2 protein-coding genes are annotated in these 2,021 nt (G+C 57.2%); both read left to right on the forward strand.

Annotated features, from left to right (window positions below):
- Positions 1 to 633, forward strand: a 633-nt coding sequence (locus tag B3187_RS11525) for a hypothetical protein (RefSeq protein ID WP_286806562.1), incomplete at its 5' end; no start/stop codon positions are given.
- Between the two features lie 157 nt (positions 634 to 790).
- On the forward strand, positions 791 to 2,021 hold a 1,231-nt coding region (locus tag B3187_RS11530; RefSeq protein WP_286806564.1), incomplete at its 3' end, for a glycoside hydrolase family 97 N-terminal domain-containing protein.

The following is a 2,021-nucleotide window of genomic DNA, read 5'->3' on the forward strand; positions in this document are numbered from 1 at the left end:
GCCGGACTGTTTGTACGGATGTACCAGCTCACTGGCGAAACATTGTACTTGCACATGGCGCGTGCCGCCGCGCTGGGCCGTGATGCCTTCGTCGACCCGGACACCAGCACCGTGTCGTACTACTGGCAGGCGATGGACGCGGGCCCCGGTGCTTTTCCGCATCACGCCTGGTGGCAGATTGGCTGGATCACCGACTATCTGCTCGCCGAAGCCGAGCTTCGCTCGGGCGGTCAAATACAGTTTCCCCGTGGCTTTGTGACACCGAAGGTCGGACCGCACCAAAGTTACGGCTTTGCACCCGGTTACGTCTATGGCACTCAGGCGTCTCTGATGCTTCGGCACGATAGTGTGAACAGCGATAATCCCTACGTCGATTTTTATATGGCGCTGTCCAACGACGGAAAACGCTTGTTTGTGTTTCTTCTGAACAATGACGATGAGCCGCAAACTGCGCAGGTGGAAGTAAATAACACACCATTGTTAGGCCGTGAAGCGATTCGAACCCAGTTCCTCGATCAGGATGGTGCGCCCTTGTCAGATCCGTCAACGACCCCACCCGCGACGGTCACCATTCCCGCTTATGGACTGCGCACGCTGGAACTGTCAGCGGACGATACCGCAAGCGCTAACTGAATTAGGAGAGTCTGTGATGATCTTAAAAAAGAGACAATACTTGACCTGGCTGCTGTGGCTTCCTTTCTGTGTACCGTGTCTGAGCAACGCGGAACATCCTGAAAGCACCGGGGTCTTGCTTGCCAGTCCGAGCGGGACTGTGCAGGGAGAGGTCTTTATGCAGGGTAGCCAGTTGTACTATCAGGTGGACTTCAATCGTCACCGCGTTATTCAGCCCTCCCCGCTGGGCATTACCGTGGAGGGGCAGTCGCTGGGCCGACATGCGTCGATTGAAAGCGTCGAGATAAAGCAGGTACATCATCAGTATCCAGTACTCGGTGTTCATTCGGTGGCGCACAACCATTACCGTGAGGCTATGATGACCCTGCAATCGCCTTCACAGGCACACTGGTATTTGCAGCTGCGGGCTTATAATGACGGCTTTGCCTACCGCTACGTGATTCCTCAATCAGACGCATCAACCGTTACTGTGAACGGCGAGCAGTCCAGCTGGACGCTGCCGGAGAACAGCGACGTGTGGTACTTCGAGCGTGACTCGGACTGGAAGCTGAAAACCTACGCGGGTGAATGGTTGAAAACCACTGTGAATGAACTCCCGGCGGTGTCGGCGAACGGGCCCGTGCAGGGGCCGCCACTTGTGGTAGAGCTTCCGGAGCACCAAGGGTACGCGGTACTGACCGAAGCGGCGCTCTATAACTACAGTGGCATGCGGTTGCGGGCTCTCGGCCAGCGCCGGGTCCAAGCGGATTTTACCGAGGGCGAGCGTGGGTTTTCCGTGGACACCGCGGACGGGGCGATGGATGGGGCGACAGTCACTCCGTGGCGAGTCACGATGTTAGGGGAAAACCTCGACGCACTGGTTAATTCGGATCTGATCACGAACCTCAACCCGGCACCGGATGAGTCACTGTTTGCCGAGACGGATTACATCAAACCCGGGCGTGCCGTCTGGCGCTGGTGGAGCCGGGAAACCGGCACGCCGGCACAGGAGCGGCAGTTTGTCGACTACGCCAGTGAGTTGGGGTTCGAGTATAGTCTGGTGGATGATGGCTGGGAGAGTTGGGAGAGCCCTTGGGCATCACTTGAGCAGCTCACTGGCTATGCCAACGGGCAGAATGTCGACGTTTTTGTGTGGAAAGACTGGAATCAGGTCAAGGACCCGTCCGGTGACTGGGGCGCGTTGCGGGTGTTTCTCGATGGGGTGTGCAAAGCCGGTGCGGTCGGTGTGAAACTGGATTTTATGAATGCGGAATCTATAGACCGTATCCGTTTCGAGGAAGCCGCCTTGCGATTGGCGGCGGAGCGAAAACTGATGGTGGTGTTTCACGGCATTCAAAAGCCAACGGGCGAATCGCGGACCTATCCCAATGAAATTTCCCGGGAGGGAA

This window comes from Marinimicrobium sp. UBA4209, from assembly GCF_002381585.1.
Lineage (GTDB): Bacteria > Pseudomonadota > Gammaproteobacteria > Pseudomonadales > Cellvibrionaceae > Marinimicrobium > Marinimicrobium koreense.